Annotated in this window: 12 protein-coding genes; all 12 read right to left on the minus strand. The window is 68.2% G+C overall.

Annotation, left to right across the window (positions count from 1 at the left end):
- The 12 genes from frr to M5D76_RS06450 all read right to left on the minus strand — a co-directional run bounded on the left by frr (window position 1) and on the right by M5D76_RS06450 (window position 14,970).
- Window positions 1-546, minus strand: a complete 546-nt coding sequence (gene frr / locus M5D76_RS06395; RefSeq protein ID WP_248922556.1) for a ribosome recycling factor — start codon at window positions 544-546, stop codon at window positions 1-3.
- An 8-nt stretch (window positions 547-554) separates the two neighbouring features.
- Window positions 555-1,274, minus strand: a complete 720-nt coding sequence (gene pyrH / locus M5D76_RS06400) for a UMP kinase (protein WP_248922557.1) — start codon at window positions 1,272-1,274, stop codon at window positions 555-557.
- A 163-nt stretch (window positions 1,275-1,437) separates the two neighbouring features.
- Entirely contained in the window at window positions 1,438-2,307 is an 870-nt protein-coding gene (gene tsf, locus M5D76_RS06405; RefSeq protein ID WP_248922558.1) for a translation elongation factor Ts, read from the minus strand.
- Window positions 2,308-2,356: 49 nt separating this feature from the next.
- The gene (gene rpsB, locus M5D76_RS06410) at window positions 2,357-3,130 is read right to left on the minus strand and encodes a 30S ribosomal protein S2 (protein ID WP_248922559.1); all 774 of its coding nucleotides are present in this window, start codon (window positions 3,128-3,130) and stop codon (window positions 2,357-2,359) included.
- 255 nt (window positions 3,131-3,385) lie between these two features.
- Window positions 3,386-4,348: a site-specific tyrosine recombinase/integron integrase gene (gene xerA / locus M5D76_RS06415; RefSeq protein ID WP_248922560.1), complete on the minus strand. Its 963-nt coding sequence runs from the start codon at window positions 4,346-4,348 to the stop codon at window positions 3,386-3,388.
- Entirely contained in the window at window positions 4,342-5,676 is a 1,335-nt protein-coding gene (trmFO, locus tag M5D76_RS06420; protein ID WP_248922561.1) for a methylenetetrahydrofolate--tRNA-(uracil(54)-C(5))-methyltransferase (FADH(2)-oxidizing) TrmFO, read from the minus strand. The genes xerA and trmFO overlap by 7 nt, the downstream gene beginning before the upstream one ends.
- Window positions 5,677-5,684: 8 nt before the next feature.
- Window positions 5,685-6,605: a DNA-processing protein DprA gene (gene dprA / locus M5D76_RS06425; protein ID WP_346348401.1), complete on the minus strand. Its 921-nt coding sequence runs from the start codon at window positions 6,603-6,605 to the stop codon at window positions 5,685-5,687.
- Window positions 6,605-8,104 (minus strand): YifB family Mg chelatase-like AAA ATPase, encoded by a 1,500-nt coding sequence (locus tag M5D76_RS06430; RefSeq protein WP_248922562.1) that lies wholly within the window; start codon window positions 8,102-8,104, stop codon window positions 6,605-6,607. Before M5D76_RS06430 ends, dprA begins: the two co-directional genes overlap by 1 nt.
- Window positions 8,104-8,703, minus strand: a complete 600-nt coding sequence (locus M5D76_RS06435) for a YraN family protein (protein ID WP_248922563.1) — start codon at window positions 8,701-8,703, stop codon at window positions 8,104-8,106. The genes M5D76_RS06430 and M5D76_RS06435 overlap by 1 nt, the downstream gene beginning before the upstream one ends.
- A 227-nt stretch (window positions 8,704-8,930) precedes the next feature.
- Window positions 8,931-9,719 (minus strand): ribonuclease HII, encoded by a 789-nt coding sequence (gene rnhB / locus M5D76_RS06440; protein WP_248922564.1) that lies wholly within the window; start codon window positions 9,717-9,719, stop codon window positions 8,931-8,933.
- A gap of 69 nt (window positions 9,720-9,788) precedes the next feature.
- Window positions 9,789-10,130 (minus strand): 50S ribosomal protein L19, encoded by a 342-nt coding sequence (gene rplS / locus M5D76_RS06445; protein ID WP_248922565.1) that lies wholly within the window; start codon window positions 10,128-10,130, stop codon window positions 9,789-9,791.
- Window positions 10,131-10,245: 115 nt separating this feature from the next.
- A complete protein-coding gene (locus M5D76_RS06450; protein ID WP_248922566.1) occupies window positions 10,246-14,970 on the minus strand; it encodes an InlB B-repeat-containing protein in 4,725 nt (1,574 codons plus the stop codon).
- Between the last annotated feature and the right edge of the window lie 35 nt (window positions 14,971-15,005).

The following is a 15,005-nucleotide window of genomic DNA, read 5'->3' on the forward strand; positions in this document are numbered from 1 at the left end:
CTAGATCTCCATGACCTCGGCGGTCTTGTTCTTGAGGAGCTCCTCGACCTTGGCGACGTACTCGTCGGTCAGCTTCTGGATCTCCTTCTTCTCGCGCGCGACCTCGTCCTCGGTCAGCTCCTCGTCGCGGTCGGCCTTGTTGTTGGCGTCGCGACGGGCGTTCCTGATGGCGACCTTGGCGTCCTCGGCGTACTTGCCGCACTCCTTGACGAGCTCCTTGCGCCTCTCCTCCGTGGGCTTCGGGAAGGGAAGGCGGATGGAGGCGCCGTCGTTGCTCGGGGTGATGCCGAGGTCGGAGGTCTCGATGGCCTTCTCGATCTCCTTGAGGGCGCTCTTGTCCCACGGCTCGATGACGAGCATCGAGGCCTCGGGGACCTTGATGCCGGCGAGCTGCGTGACGGGCGTGAGCTGACCGTAGTAGTCGACCTTGATGTCGTCGAGCACGTGCGCGTTCGCGCGGCCCGTACGCACCTTGGTGAAGTTGTTCTTGAGGGCGTCGATGCCCTTCTCCATCTGGGTCCTGGCGTTCTTGGTGTACTCGCTCATAGTCTCTCCTACTCGTCGACGACGGTCGAGCCGACGTCCTCCCCGCGCAGAGCGCGATCGAATATGCCGTCCCCATCGAGGTTGAACACCATGATGGGCATGTGGTTGTCCTGGCAGAGCGCAGTGGCCGTCGAGTCCATGACGTTGAGGTTGCGCTTGAGGACCTCACGGTAGCTGATGGTGTCGAACTTGACCGCGTCGGGGTTCTTGACGGGGTCGCTGTCGTAGATGCCGTCGACCTTGGTCGCCTTCATGAGGACCTCGGCGTTGATCTCGCAGGCGCGAAGGGCCGCCGCGGTGTCGGTGGTGAAGAAGGGGTTGCCGGTGCCGGCCGCGAAGATGGGGATGATGCCCTTCTCGAGGTGGCGGATCGCGCGACGGCGGATGTAGGTCTCGGAGACCTGGTGCATCTCGATGGCACTCATGACGCGGCACTCCATGCCGTTGTGCTCGAAGGTGTCCTGCAGCGCCAGCGAGTTGATGACGGTCGCGAGCATGCCCATGTTGTCGCCCTGGGCACGGTCCATGCCGGCCGCGGCGCCGGAGATGCCGCGGAAGATATTGCCGCCGCCGATGACGACGCCGATCTGCACGCCCGCTTCATAGGCGGGCTTGAGCTCGTCAGCGATGCGCTGAGGGATGTCGGGGTCGATGCCGAAGGACCTCGAGCCCATGAGGGCCTCGCCGGAGAGCTTCAAGAGCACGCGCTTATATTTGTAGTCAGACAAAACGTGCCTCCAGTCATGCGATGGCAAACCAACGCCGTTGAATAACCTTATTGATAATAGCAGAGGCCAGCGGATGGGCGCGCCTGCGCCGCTGGCCGTACACGAGACACAAAAATGGGGCCGATGCGCGTGGCACCGGCCCCACCTGAGATGTGTCTCTCGACTACTCGCCGAAGGAGTAGCGGACGAAGGAGACGACCTTGACTTCGTCGCCAGCGGCCTTGCTGACCTTGGCGGCGAGCTCGTTGATCGTGGAGCCGGACTCCTTGATGGACTCCTGCTCGGTGAGGACGTTCTCCTTGAAGAACTTCTCGAGCTTGCCGGTGGCCATGCGCTCCTGGATGGCCTCGGGCTTGCCGGACTCGGCGGCCTGAGCCATGTAGATGCTCTTCTCGTGCTCGATCACGTCAGCGGGGACGTCCTCGCGCTTGGCGGCGACGGGGGCGGCAGCGGCGACCTGCATCGCGACATCGTGGGCGAAGCCGGCGAAGTCGGCGTTGTCCTTGGTGGCGTCGTTGGCGAAGTCGAAGGTGACGATGTCAGCGAGCTTGCCGTTGTGGTGGACGTAGGCGGCAAGGGCGCCGGACTCGACGGCGACGCGCTGGAAGCGGGCGACCTTCATGTTCTCGCCGATGACGTGGATCATCTCGGTGAGCTCGGACTCGACGGTGCCCTCGCCCATGGCGCACGCCTTGAGGGCGGCCTCGTCGGCGGGGTCGTTCTCGGCGACGGCCTTGGCGAGCTCCATGGCGAAGCCGGTGAACTTGGGGTTGGTGCCCACGAAGTCGGTCTCGCAGGTGAGCTCGAGCAGGGCGCCGGTCTTGCCGTCCTCGGAGACGTAGGCGGCGATGGTGCCCTCGTTGGTGTCGCGGCCGGCGCGCTTGACGGCCTTGGCAACGCCCATCTTGCGCAGGACGTCGACGGCCTTCTCGATGTCGCCGTCAGCCTCGACGAGGGCCTTCTTGCACTCCATCATCGGGGAGTCGGTCATCTCGCGGAGCTGCTTGACGAGGGCGGCGGTAATCTGAGCCATGGTTTGCCCCTCCTTGGGGTCGGAAGTCTATCGGTACGAAGAGCTGGTGCTACTCGGCAGCGGGGGCCTCGGTGGCCTCGGCGACCTCGACGGCAGGAGTGGTCTCGCCGGCGGACATCTCCTCGACGGAGATCTGCTCCTTGCCGGTGCCGGCCAGGACGGCGTCAGCCACGAGCTCGCACATGAGGTTCACCGAGCGGATGGCGTCGTCGTTCGCGGGGATGCCGTAGTCGACCACGTCGGGGTCGGAGTTGGTGTCGAGCAGGCCGACGACGGGGATGTGCAGGCGGTTGGCCTCGCGGATGGCGATCTCCTCGCGCTTGGTGTCGACCACGAAGATGGCCTGGGGCAGGGCGTGGAGCTCACGGGCGCCACCGAGGTTGCGCTGGAGCTTCTCGAGCTCCTTGCCGAGAACAGCCTGCTCCTTCTTGGGGAGAAGGGCCATGCGGCCGTCCTCGACCATGGTCTCGAGCTCCTCCATGCGGTCGATGCGGGAGCGCATGGTCACGAAGTTGGTGAGCATGCCGCCGAGCCAACGCTGGTTGATGTAGGGCATGCCGCAGCGCTCGGCCTGGGCGGCGATGGGCTCCTGGGCCTGCTTCTTGGTGCCGACGAAGAGGATGCGGCCACCCTTGGCAGCGGTGTCCTTGAGGAAGGAGTACGCCTTGTCAGCGCCCAGGACGGTCTGCTTGAGGTCGAGGATGTAGATGCCGTTGCGCTCGCCGAAGATGAAGGGCTTCATCTTGGGGTTCCAGCGACGGGTCTGGTGGCCATAGTGGCAACCGGCCTCGAGCAGGGTACGAATGTTGATCTTAACAGCCATTTCTAAACCTCCGTTGGTTTGTCCTCCGCGTGATGTCAACCCCGTTCGAGCCACCCAGGGCACGGCTGATGCCCCGGGCACCGTGGCCGACGAGTCGTCACGCGTGCGAATTTATGCCGTGCGGACGCACAGCGATTTGTGAGTATACCAGCAACCGTTCGCCGACGCACCACAAAAGCTCCAATCACCTTCGCTCCACAACACGACCACCATGCCGAGAGGAGCCTCGCCCTCCCCCGCGGCGCGCCCTTGGGCCTACTCGCCCCTGGGGTGCGCCTGGCGGGCGGCGTCCTTGAGGCGCTCGACCGAGAGGTGCGTGTAGATCTGGGTCGTGGAGAGGTTGGCGTGGCCCAGGAGCTCCTGCACGCTGCGGAGGTCCGCGCCGCCGGTGAGCATCTCGGTCGCGAAGGTGTGGCGCATGGCGTGCGGCGTGATGGCCCGGTCGAGCCCGGCCAGCCTCACGCGGCGCTCGAAGGCGCTCCTCAGGGCGTCCGCGCTCATGCGCCGGCCGCGCGTGGAGACGAAGAGCGAGCCCTCGGAGAGTCCGCGCCCGCCCTCGAGCGCAGGCCTCGCGAGCTGGAGGTAGTCCTTCAGGCGCGCGAGCACGCCGTCGTAGAGCGGGACGATCCGCTCCTTGGAGCCCTTGCCGAAGAGCCTGACCTGGCCCTCGGCGAAGTCGACGTCGACGATGTCGAGGCGCGAGGCCTCCGAGATCCTGGCACCCGAGGCGTAGAGCAGCTCCACGAGGGTCCTGTCGCGCAGGTCACGAGGCTCCTCTCCCCCGCACGCCTCGAGCAGGCGCCCCACGTCCTCGTCGCTCATGGTGTGGGGCAGCGTGCGGGCGCGCTTCGGGCTCGAGATCGTGTCCGCGGCGTTCTCGGTCGTGACGCCCTCGCGCAGGAGCCATCGGTGGAACGCACGGATGGCGGAGAGGTGCCGCGCGATGGTCGAGGCGTCGTAGCGGGCGCGCGTGAGGTACGCGAGGTAGCGCCTGACGTCGACGTGGGCGGCGTGAAGGACGTCGACGCCCTCGCGCTCCGCCCACGAGAGGTACGCGTCGAGGTCGATGCCGTAGGCGCGCACCGTGTTGGGCGAGAGGTTGCGAAGGGTCGTGAGCTGCGCAAGGAAGCGCCCCAGCTCGCGGCGGACGTCGGTCTCGACGGCCGCCTCCGCGCCCTCGTCCGCGGGCGCCTCCGCCCTGTCGTCGGCGTCTAGCACGACGGGGCCGCCTGGAAGAGGTCGGGCCTGCTCTCGAGGTAGGAGGCGAGGTCGCGCTCGGCGCGGTCGGCGTAGGCCTGGTAGCGCTCGCGCTTCTTCATCCTCGGGCCGTCGAGCGGCGGCACGATGCCGAAGTTCACGTGCATCGGCTGGTAGGGCGTGGTTGCGGGGTCGGTCGCGTAGGCCACGAGCGCGCCGAAGGCCGACGTCCGAGGAAGCCTCACGCGCTCGAGGCCGCGCAGGTCGGCCACAGTGTTGAGGGCTGCGAGCAGGCCCGACGCGATGGCCTCGGCGTAGCCCTCGGTGCCCGTGATCTGACCGGCGAGGCGCACCGTGGTGCCCGGTATGGCGAAGGTCTCGTCGAGCACGCGCGGTGCGTCGACGAAGGAGTTGCGGTGCATGACGCCGTAGCGGAAGAAGTCGGCGCCCTCGAGGCCGGGGATCATGCGGAAGACGCGAGCCTGCTCGCCCCAGGTGAGGTTGGTCTGGAAGCCCACGAGGTTGTAGGCCGTGCATGCGGCGTTCTCGGCGCGCAGCTGCACCGCGGCCCAGGGACGGCGGCCCGTCCTGGGGTCGGTGAGCCCCACCGGCTTGAGCGCGCCGAAGCGAAGCGAGTCCACGCCCGTGCGCGCGACCTCCTCGACGGGCTGGCACGCGTTGAAGAGGTCGGTCTGCTCGAACTCGCGCGAGACGACGCGCTTGGCGGAGACGAGCTCCTCGTAGAAGGCCTCGTACTCCTCCTTCGTCATCGGGCAGTTGAGGTAGTCACCCCTCCCCTCCTCCTCGTAGCGGGACTGGGAGAAGGCGATGGAGCGGTCGATCGTCTCGGCGTCCACGATAGGAGCGGCTGCGTCGAAGAAGGAGAGCGACTCGCCGCCCACGCGCCGTGCGAGGTCGGAGAAGAGCGCGTCAGAGCAGAGCGGGCCCGCCGCGACCACGACGTGCCCCTCGGGGATGCTGGTGGCCTCGCGGCGCTCGACCTCGATGAGGGGGCTCGCCTCGATCCTCTCGCTGACGAGCCTCGAGAAGAGCTTGCGGTCGACCGCGAGCGCCCCGCCCGCAGGGACGGCCGCCTCGCGGGCGCACTCGATGAGCTGCGATCCCATGTGGGCGAGCTCCTCCTTGAGAAGGCCCGCCGCGCTGTCGTGCCTGGTGGACTTCAGGGAGTTCGAGCACACCAGCTCCGCGAAGTCGGAGGTGTGGTGCGCCGGCGACGTCGACTCGGGCCTCTGCTCCACGAGGGTCACGGCGACGCCGCGCGCCGCCAGCTGGAGCGCGCACTCGCTGCCCGCAAGCCCGCCGCCGATTACGATCACATGCTCTGCCAAGGTCTACCTCACGTTCCTGGTTCCACTTTTCCGGCCTCCATTCTATCCCGCGCAAGCAGGAATTCCTCCGAGGGGGCGTACCTTCCATCGCGAAGCCGCACGACCCAGCCCCTCGCCTCGTAGTCGCCCAGGGCGCGAAGCACGGTGAGCACGCTCTCCTCGAAGCGGTTCGCGAGGTCGTCGGCGCGCAGGGGCTGGGCGACCAGCGCGCTCATCATGCGGCTCTTCTCGCCTGGCATGCTCTGCTCGAGGAGCCTGAGGCGGTCGAAGTCGAGCGAGATGCAGCTCTCGAGGTCCGCCTCGCAGCAGACGATGGCCGCGCCGTCCGCGATGAGGCGGTTGGTGCCCGCGGACTCGGGCGAGAAGATCGAGCCCGGGACGGCGTAGAGACGCCTGCCGAGCTCGGACGCGACGCTCGCCGTGCCCATGGTGCCCGACCTGAGGCCGGCCTCGACGACGAAGGTCGCCTCGGAGAGCGCCGCGATCACGCGGTTGCGCTTCGGGAAGGCGTAGCGCCTGGGAGGCGACCCCCAGGGCTCGAGCGAGACGACGACGCCCGCGCCCTCGGCGGCGCGCTCGAAGACGTCGCGGGAGCTTCGCGGGTAGACGCGGTCGGCGCCGCAGCCCGAGACGACGACGGTCGAGCCGCCGGCGTCGAGCGCCGCGCGGGCCGCCGCGCTGTCGCAGCCCATGGCGCCTCCCGAGACGACCACGAGGCCACACTCGGCGGCGATGCGCCCGGCCATCTTGGCCGCGGCGACGCCGTAGGGCGTGGCCCGCCGGGCCCCGACGATGGATATCGAGGGCCGCGAGAGCACCTCGGGCGACCCCTTGCAGTAGAGCCTCTCCGGTGGGCTCGACAGGTCAAGCAGCATCGCGGGGTAGAGCTCGTCGCCCTTCTCGACCACGCATGTCGACTCCATGCCCATCACCTCTCCCCTCGGTCGCGGTAGGAGCACGACTCCCGGATGTCGTCCGCGCTGACGCGCTCGCGCTCGTCGAGGTCGGCGATCGTGCGCGCGACCCTGGCGACCCTGACGATCGAGCGGCCTCCCATGGCGAAGCGCGCCGACATGCCCTCGAGCAGGCTCGAGGCCTCGGCACTAAGCCCCTGGCGGGCCACCTCGGCCTCTGATTCCGTCGCGTCGCCCTCGCGCGAGGCGCGCCACGCGGCGAACGCGCGGCCGCGCTCGACGGCCTCCCGCATCTCGGCGGAGCTCATCCCCCTGCGTCCGCCGATCACCTCGGAGCCGGCGGGGCGCGCGACGAAGAGCTGCATGTCGATCCTGTCCATGAGCGGACCGCCGATGTGAGACTGGTAGTTGTCGACCATCGCCTGGGTGCAGCGGCACTCGTGGCCCGTGTCGCCGAGGTGCCCGCACGGGCAGGGGTTTGCGGCCGCAACGAAGGTGAAGTCGCAGGGGAACGAGTAGACGCCGTCGACGCGCACGATTCGCACGACGCGCTCCTCGAAGGGCTGGCGGAGCGCCTGAAGGACGTTCGTCGCGAACTCGGGCAGCTCGTCGAGGAAGAGGACGCCCTTGTGCGCGAGCGAGATCTCGCCCGGGACGACGGGCCGCCCTCCCCCGATCAGGCCTGCGAGCGACACGGAGTGGTGCGGCGCCCTGAAGGGGCGTATGCCGGCGACGATCTCCTCGACGCCCTGGCCCGCCACCGAGTTGACGAGCATGGCCTCCTCTCGCTCCCGCTCCGTGAGGGGCGGAAGGATGGAAGGGAGCCTGCGCGCGAGCATGGTCTTGCCGGCGCCCGGAGGCCCAACCATGAGCAGGCCGTGCCCTCCCGTCGCGGCGATCGTGAGGGCGCGCTTGGCCGCCTCCTGGTCGATGACGTCGGCGAAGTCGAGCGCCGGCGATGCCTCCCGGTGCCCTCGCGCCCCCTGCGAGGACGGAGGGAGCGAGGTGAGGAACCTGATGCCACACGAGAGCTGCCCGATGTCGTCCACGCGAAGCACGCCCTCCTCGACGCCCTGTCCCAGCTCGGCGTCGGGCGCGCAGACGAGCCTGAGGCCGAGGGAGCGCGCGAGCTTCTGGTACGCGACCATGCCGCGAACGGCGTGGACGCTCCCGTTGAGCCCCAGCTCGCCGACGAAGAGGCAGTTCTCTATGTCGCAGGGGGACATCTGGCCCGTGAGGGCGAGTATGCCCACGGCAAGCGGCAGGTCGAAGCCGGTGCCGCTCTTGCGCACCTCCGCGGGCGCGAGGTTCACCGTGAAGTGGAGCCTCGGCACCTGGTAGCCGCGGTTCGAGAGCGCGCAGCGCACGCGCAGGCGCGACTCCCGGATGGCGCCGTCGGGAAGCCCCGTGAGCGAGATGCCCGGAATGCCTCCCGAGCACGAGATCTCGCACTCGACGGGCAGCGCCTCGACGCCGCGGAGCGTGGCGGCGTGCACGACGAAGGAGCGGCTCATCAGTCGTCACACGCGAACGCGCCGACAAGGTGGCGAAGCTTCGCCAGTCGCTCCCCGATGATGTTGATGGCGATGACGTCGAAGCGGACGATGTCCTCCTCGGGATGCTCGGCGAGGTAGTAGAGGGCGAAGGAGCGGTAGCGTCGCTGCTTGCGATCGTCGACCGCGATCTCGGGCATCTCGGGCGCGTCTGGGCCGACGCAGAGCCTGGTCTTCACCTCGACGAGGACGATCTCCTCCCCGTCGCGGGCCACGATGTCGACCTCGCCGTAGTGGGTCTTCCAGTTCGTGTCGAGGATCTCGTAGCCGCGGCGCTCGAGGTAGGACGCCGCGACCTGCTCGCCCTCGCGCCCGAGCTCGTAGGCGTTGAGCTCGGAGACGCTCTTGCGCCTCTTGCCCGCGCCGTCGGGGTGGTCGTGCTCGGGGCCGGGCTCGCCCGTCGCCCCGCAGGGAGCCTCGGGCAAGGCCTTGCTCTTCTCGGCCGCGGCCGCCTCGGCGACGTTTTTCTTCGCCTTGGGCTTGCGGCGCGCGGGCTTCGCGGACGGGCCCGACGCGGGGCGCTTGGCCTTCGGGGCCTTCTCGGTGGCTGCGCTGCTCATGGGAACCTCCTCATCTCTGGACGGGACGAGAAGTCTCCCAATGCTGGCTCTCCCCTATCTCTCATGAGTCGGGAGGAATCTGACCGAATGCGTCGCTTTTGCCAAAAGTCGTGCCGTGACTCGCGTTTGTGCAGGTGAGAAGAGCGTCCCTCGCGCATCGCAGACACGCTCGGGACGCAAGGCACCGCTTAGGGTGATGGGTTGTCCGTGGAGGCTGCGCAGCCGGCCTAGAAGAGCGAGGGCGTCTCCAGGAAGTTGCCGCAGAACGAGACGCGGTGGATGGGGCTCAGCCCGTGCTCGCGGATCGCCTGGATGTGGGCCTGCGAGCCGTAGCCCTTGCACTCGGCGAGGTGGTACTCGGGGTACTCGCCGTCGTACTCGATCATGAGGTTGTCCCTGGTGACCTTGGCCACGATGGAGGCCGCCGCGATCGAGGCGATGCGCGCGTCGCCCTTGACGATGGTCTTCTCGCGCGGGTGCACGTGGACGGGGTTGCCGTCGATGAGGACGCTGTCGGCCTCGACGCCGGCGTTCTCGATGGCCATAGCCATGGCCTGGCGAAGCGCGTTGCCCATCCCCACGGCGTCGATCGTGGCGGGCTCGATGTGCGCGATGCCGATTGCGAGCGCGACCTCCGCGATCTTCTCGGCGAGCGTCTCCCTGCGCGCGGGCGTCAGCTGCTTGGAGTCGTTGATGCCCCAGATGCGCGGGTCGTCGGGCAGGGCGACCGCCGCGACGGTGAGGGGGCCAGCGATCGCGCCGCGGCCGACCTCGTCGACGCCGAGCACGATGCCGTCGCCGCCGAGCTCGCGCATGTACTCGTACATGCCGTCGACGCGGCTGCGCTCGGCGAGCTCGCGCTCCTTGCGCCGGCGGGCGCTCTCCATGGCGTGCTGCACCTGCTTGCGCGGGTCCTCGGCGTAGCGCTCGCAGAGCGAGTCGATCTCGTCCACGGACGCGTCCGCCAGCACGGCTGCGATCTCACGCGCGCTCGCGGCGCGCACCCCCTTGGGCATCGGGTCTCCTTAGAACAAAAAAGCGGCACCCGCAGAGCAGGTGCCGCCTCGAAAGCCGGTCGTTTGAGACTAGCGCCTCTCGCGAAGGCGGGCAGCCTTGCCCACGCGGTCGCGGAGGAAGTAGAGCTTGGCGCGGTGCACGACGCCGTGACGGACGACCTCGAGCTTGGCGATCTTCGGGCTGTGGAGGGGGAAGGTGCGCTCGACGCCGACGCCGAAGCTGATCTTGCGGACGGTGAAGGTCTCGCGGGAGCTGCCGCCGCTCATGCGGATGACGTCGCCCTGGAAGACCTGCTCACGCTCGCGGTCACCCTCCTTGATGCGGTAGTGAACCTTGACGTTGTCGCCAACGCGAACCTCGGGGATGTCCTCGCGGATCTGCTGACGCTCGATGGCGCGGATGTAGTCCATGTTTTCCTCGTCTCTAGAGGTGCCGACGCACTGCGACCGACACATAGGTTTACACACAAGGGAAGATTATATGGGTTGGTCGCGGCTTGGACAAGGAAAAGATCGTCTGCGCGAGTTATCCACAGTCCGAGTCGTTCTTGCGCCCGCGCGAGGCCACGGCCCACGCGAGGCAGCAGCCGCCCACGGCGAGAAGAGCCGCGGCCGGCCACGAGGGCGCGTCCCCGGTCCGAGGCGTGACCGGGGTCGCAGCCGCGCGCTCCGGGATCTCGCGGCGCTCGTCGGGGTCGGGCGTGTCCGTAGGATCGGTCTCGGGCTCGGGCTCGGGCGCGGGAGGCACGACCTCGGGCTCCGTCACGACAAACTCCGTCGGCTCGCTCGTCGCGGCCTCGTAGTTGGCCGTGTCGGCCACGAGGGCGCGCACCTCATAGCGGCCAGGCTCGCTCGGGACCTCAGGCGACCACTCCCCCTCGCCCTCGCCCGCGGCGCGGTACTCGAAGGCGGGCTCCCCGGCAGCGGCAAAGCGCGCCCAGCTGTACGGTGCGTTCTTCTCGACGTCGTAGGAGCCAGCGGCCCAGCCCAAGATCTCGGGCGCGCTCACGCTGTTGGGCGCCTTGAGGACGCGCCACTCGTGCGAGGGGTCCGCGGGCAGCCGGTAGTTGTGCCCCTGGGCGCCCGAGAGCGCGCTCGCCTGCACGAGGTAGGTGCCCACGTCGGTCGCCGTGGCCGCGCCGTCGAGCCCCGACACAACGACCTCGTCGCCCGCGAGCGTGTCCGTTACGCGCGCGCCGCCATAGCGCTGGGCGTCGCCGCTGTAGACCACGTCGCGGGCCCAGTCGAGCGAGACCTCGCGTGGCTCGACGGTGAGGGTGCCGGGCAGATAGCGGAACTGGTAGTCGCTGGAGGCGAGGCCCGACGCAACAATGTCGTAGGTGCCGGCGTCGGGGTATACGTCCGATGCGGTGCCGAGCCGCCGCTCGAAGGAGTAGGCAAGCTCGCCCGAGAGCACGTCGGGCCCCTCCCCCTCGACGAACCCGGAGAAGTCGACCCCATCCGCACGCGCGGCCTCACCATAGGTGATCGTGACCGGCCGCGGCGTGACGTCAAGCGTGGCCTTGCCGATGTCGAACGGCAGCGTCACGGGGTCGGCAAGCCACACGCGCCCCGTCTCCGTCGGCGTGATGGTGACGGTCGCCTTTGCCGAATCGGTCGTCGGATGGACGTTGGCGTCGTAGCTCAGGGCGTAGTCCTCCCCCTCGAGCAGAGGCTCGCCGTCCTCGGTCTTGACGTCCGGCCTGGGCTCGTGGGCGCGACCGTCGTAGACGAAGCTAGCGGAGAGCGTCGGCGTCGCGATCTGGAGCGGCTCCCACTGCGCATAGAGCCTGGTCGCCGACGACACGCCGACGTGCACGCCCGCCTGCCACGACTCGCCCGACCCGTCCGCCTCCGTGTTCCAGTCGACAAAGCCATAGCCACGCGGAGCCGCGACCTCGCCCACGGGCACGCCCGGAAGCGTGACCTGGTCGTTCACGCGCTCCGTCGAGAGACCATAGGTGGATGATGCCCCGGGGCCAGGCTGGTTCTGGTCGAGCGTCACCTCGGGCCCGCCCGTCTCGGGGGCGTCGCCGTAGACCGCATAGAGGTGCGTGTCGTCGTAGATGGTGAAGGTGTTCTGCACGAGCCCGGAGGCGTCGCCCTGAATGGTGCTCCAGCCGAGAAAAGCCCCGGTCTGGGTCGCGTCCGTCGGCGCGGCATCAAGCTTAACGCGGGTTCCCGAGTAGTAGCGCGTGGCGTCGGAGCCCACCGGGTCCCCGCCCGCCTTGTGATACGAGAGCGAACAAGGCTGGCCCGAAATCCACTTGGCGTGCAGGGTCGCGTCAGCCGTGACGCGGTCGGTGTAGAAGTCCCAGGGAATGGTGCATGCCTCGTCCTTGAACCAGCCCACGAAGGTGGCGCCGCTCTTGGTGGGGGCCACGGGCTCCTCGGCGCGCTCGCCGCTCTCGACGACCACGGGGTCAACGGGTGTCCCGCCGTTCGACTCGTACGCAAGCGTGAACGACAGGGGACGCCACGCGGCATAGGCGACGGTGTCCTTACCCATCGTTTCCGTGGCGAAATCCAGGCGCCTCGTCGCGCTCTGCGGGTCGTCCGGGCTCAAGGCCGCGCCAGCGTCGCGGTACCACCCGTCAAATGCATAGGTCTTGCCGCCGACGGAGCGCAGCGACCCCTCAGAGAGGCCGGGATCATGCGGCGCAAGGGCGGCGCCGTACTGGACGACCCTCGGCTCGGGCTGCGTGCGACCCTCGGGCCAGATCACGCCGTCGACGTTGGCATACGAGAGGGTGTAGCGATTGCGCGTGTAGAACCAGTCGATGTGACGCAGCTCGTCGTCACCGAGGTACGGCCTGACGTTAGCCGTGCCCGTGAGGAACGGATCGACGACGGGGCTGTGGTTCGTCTGCGACACGCCGTGGCGATACGCCCACTTCGTGAAGCCCTCGAACATGAACTTGGTCGTGTTGGGGTTCTTGTTGATCGCCCACTGCGAGGCCTGGATCGACGAGTTCTCGTTGAACGTGCGATCCGGATTGATCGCAAGGGTGAGCGTCTGACCGCCAAACGTGACCTCGATGTCATCGGGACTGGCCTCACCCTCGATCACCTCGAAGTAGAAGCGGTCCTGGGTTACGGAGCGAGCGGTCCAAGTCGTCGTCCCCGTATACGTGAAGGCCGTCTTGTCCGGAAGCGAGAACAGCGGGTAGTAGGGATAGGTGTAGGTCCAGCCGCGCTCGTTGCTGAACTGCGTGGTCTTGCCCAGCACGTTGCCGCCGGAGAAGAGGTAGTAGGTGTTTCCGCTGTGACCGCCCTCGAGGTACCCGTCGATCACCCCGTTGGGGTCCCAGTAGTCGGGCCCCTCTCCCCACTTGATGTAGTTCTCGTACCTCCCGTCCATGCCCGGATCGAGGACCGCCCCGTTGTTGAGCTTCTTGAACGTGGGCTTGACCCTGTTGCGGTTGTGGTAGACGTTCTTCACGGCGGCGCCGTCACGGGTGATTGTCACCACCTGCTCGTTCAGGACGCCGCCGTTTCCGAGATCGTCCGTCCCGGCAATGTGATAGCCGCCCGCATCGGAGTCGATCTCCGCGTACTCCGTGACGGGAATCGCGGTTCCCACCTTGCCCGACTTGGCCTCGGTTGCGAAGATCGTGTAGTCGCCCTCGCCCGGGCCGCGCTCGGGACCCTCGACCCAATGCACCACCGAGTAGGTGACGTCCGCGGGCACCCACTTCGCATAGAGCGTCACGCTCGCGCTCGTGAGCGTGACGTCCTCGGTGACGGGGTCCTCGTACTCGTAGTCGTCGATTGACGTGCCGGTCCGCGTTCTGAACCAGCCTCCGAAGGTGTAGCCCTGGCAGTAGCTCTCTCCAAGATCGGATGCGGTGGGCAGGTCGGCGAAGGAGAGCCGCCATTGGCGGGTCTCGCCGTCGACAAGCTGAGCGAACACGTTTGGCTGAGTTGCCGCGGGGCTCAGGTCGAGGGAGACCCAGATACCGGTTGCGAGCGCTGGGTAATAATGCACGTCGTCAGAGAGCGTCACGACGCCGCTCGTCGAATACCTGCGGAGAAAAGCGCCCCCATCGTCGTACTCGTCCCATCCCACGAGCTTGAGCGTGGGGTCGGGAGCGACGAAGGTGGCCTTCGAGAGGTCCACCGACAGGCCCATGTCCGTCTCGAGAGAGTCCGCGACGATCTCGGCGAGCTCGTGCCCGCGTGCGTTCTTATGAAAGTAGGCGCGATACCCCTCGTCGAACACGGCTGAGGCCGTGATGCCCCAGATGTTGTCCCCAGAAAGGGGTACTGCGCCTAGGGTCGCGATCATGCGGTCGATGTCATCTGACGTGAGCGGACGGCCCAGGTAGGACTCGGGTAGGTCGACATCGCCGACCTCCCAGTAGTAGAGCTTCTGCTGCTGATGCGAGGCCGAGGGGTCGGGCACAACAAGCGTGTCGCCCTCGCGCACGATCTGCGTCGAGAGCGTGGCGCCGCCCGACTTGAACGTCACCTGCAGCCGCCTGCTCGCGTTCTCGCCCACGATGCCGTAGATGGAAAAGCTGTCCGCCGAGAAGGTCGCGCAGGTGGAAACGGCCGGAGCCACGACCTCGGCAGACCCATGAGAGAGGTGGACGGCGCTGAAGCACTCGCCCTGGAGCGGCTGGTCGGGCAGGAGCGAAACCCGTACCTCATGACCCGGCGCCGGCTGGAGCTCCACGCCGTCACGCACGAAGGAGATGTCAACGGCACGCGCGTCGACGGCGTCCCCCGAAAGGAGGCCCTCTGTCGCCGCGACGACCTCGTCGCCGTCAGCGGGCCTGACGCCAACGACGGTTCCGGCCGGAAAGGCACCCTCGGGGGCGTGAAGGCGAACGCACAGGCCTCCGCTCCTGCCGAGATAGTCGATGGCGGGGGCGGCCTCCCCCTGAGCACGCCCATCCTGGTCGACGGGCCCCTTGTCTTCCGTGGAGTCGATGGCGCCAGCGACTTCAAGGGGCGTGGCGACAGAGGTGTCGCGCGGGTCATCGGCCGGCACTCCGCCGACAGGCGCGAACTGGGCTGGATCCGAGGTCGAAGGGGCAGATGAGGTCGCATCGGTCACGTCCGCGACGTCAGCCGCGACGGGCGCATCGCCCGAGGCCTCGCCGACGGGTGCGACCGCGACCTCGCCGGAATCTCGTGACTCCGTATCGCCGGCCGCGACCGCGGCGCCGCCCGGCCAGAGGCCAACGACCAACGTAATGGAAAGGAGGACGGCGAGGGCTCTTCTCGCCGAGGCACGTCGCTGCATGTCACACGCTCCTTCGACGCAGGATGCATCGGAGT

It is taken from the genome of Olsenella intestinalis (assembly GCF_023276655.1).
Taxonomy (GTDB): domain Bacteria; phylum Actinomycetota; class Coriobacteriia; order Coriobacteriales; family Atopobiaceae; genus Olsenella_J; species Olsenella_J intestinalis.

Excerpts from the sequence above, each read along its gene's own strand:
- rplS (WP_248922565.1), bottom strand. The coding sequence starts at position 10,130 with ATGGACTACATCCGCGCCATCGAGCGTCAGCAGATCCGCGAGGACATC.
- frr (WP_248922556.1), bottom strand. The coding sequence starts at position 546 with ATGAGCGAGTACACCAAGAACGCCAGGACCCAGATGGAGAAGGGCATC.
- tsf (WP_248922558.1), bottom strand. The coding sequence starts at position 2,307 with ATGGCTCAGATTACCGCCGCCCTCGTCAAGCAGCTCCGCGAGATGACC.
- rnhB (WP_248922564.1), bottom strand. The coding sequence starts at position 9,719 with ATGCCCAAGGGGGTGCGCGCCGCGAGCGCGCGTGAGATCGCAGCCGTG.
- M5D76_RS06430 (WP_248922562.1), bottom strand. The coding sequence starts at position 8,104 with ATGAGCCGCTCCTTCGTCGTGCACGCCGCCACGCTCCGCGGCGTCGAG.
- dprA (WP_346348401.1), bottom strand. The coding sequence starts at position 6,605 with ATGGGCATGGAGTCGACATGCGTGGTCGAGAAGGGCGACGAGCTCTAC.
- M5D76_RS06435 (WP_248922563.1), bottom strand. The coding sequence starts at position 8,703 with ATGAGCAGCGCAGCCACCGAGAAGGCCCCGAAGGCCAAGCGCCCCGCG.
- rpsB (WP_248922559.1), bottom strand. The coding sequence starts at position 3,130 with ATGGCTGTTAAGATCAACATTCGTACCCTGCTCGAGGCCGGTTGCCAC.
- M5D76_RS06450 (WP_248922566.1), bottom strand. The coding sequence starts at position 14,970 with ATGCAGCGACGTGCCTCGGCGAGAAGAGCCCTCGCCGTCCTCCTTTCC.